Source organism: Hydrogenophaga electricum (genome assembly GCF_030160815.1).
Lineage (GTDB): Bacteria > Pseudomonadota > Gammaproteobacteria > Burkholderiales > Burkholderiaceae_C > Hydrogenophaga > Hydrogenophaga electricum.
The window spans coordinates 1-735 of the sequence record NZ_BSPB01000161.1 but is presented as its reverse complement, the minus strand read 5'-3'; the positions used below and the strand labels follow the sequence as shown (position 1 = coordinate 735).

Here is a 735-nt window from a genome sequence, read left to right as displayed (position 1 = left end):
AAAAGAATTCTTTTTTTGAAGTTCATTTTTTATCAGGGGACAATATGAATATTATACCGTGTTCCATTAAAACACTCAAGGGGTTATACTAGATATCGGGCGTAGAAGTAGGCCAACACTTCTATTGGCAAATAGGAGGTTTCCAAATTCATGCCCAAGTACTTATCACTTCTTGGGTCGTAATTACTATCTTGCTAGGTTCAGTTATCATAGCTGTTCGCAATCCACAAACCATCCCAACCGATGGTCAGAATTTCTTCGAATATGTCCTTGAGTTTATTCGAGACTTAAGCAAAACTCAGATTGGAGAAGAATACGGTCCCTGGGTTCCCTTTATTGGAACTATGTTCCTTTTTATTTTTGTTTCGAACTGGTCGGGTGCTCTTTTACCTTGGAAAATTATACAGTTACCCCATGGAGAATTAGCAGCGCCCACGAATGATATAAATACTACTGTTGCTTTAGCTTTACTCACGTCAGCGGCATATTTTTATGCGGGTCTTAGCAAAAAAGGATTGAGTTATTTCGAGAAATATATTAAACCAACTCCAATCCTTTTACCAATTAACATATTAGAAGATTTCACAAAACCATTATCGCTTAGTTTTCGACTTTTCGGGAATATATTGGCGGATGAATTAGTCGTTGTTGTTCTTGTTTCTTTAGTCCCCTTAGTAGTTCCTATACCGGTCATGTTTCTTGGATTATTTACAAGCGGTATTCAAGCTCTTATTT

General features: G+C 37.0%; 1 protein-coding gene. It reads left to right on the top strand.

Annotated elements, in window-relative coordinates; all coding sequences use genetic code 11:
• Nucleotides 1–191: 191 nt before the first annotated feature.
• Nucleotides 192–735 (top strand): F0F1 ATP synthase subunit A (atpB, locus tag QQK43_RS23740; RefSeq protein WP_284309649.1); only part of this gene is annotated, 544 nt, incomplete at its 3' end.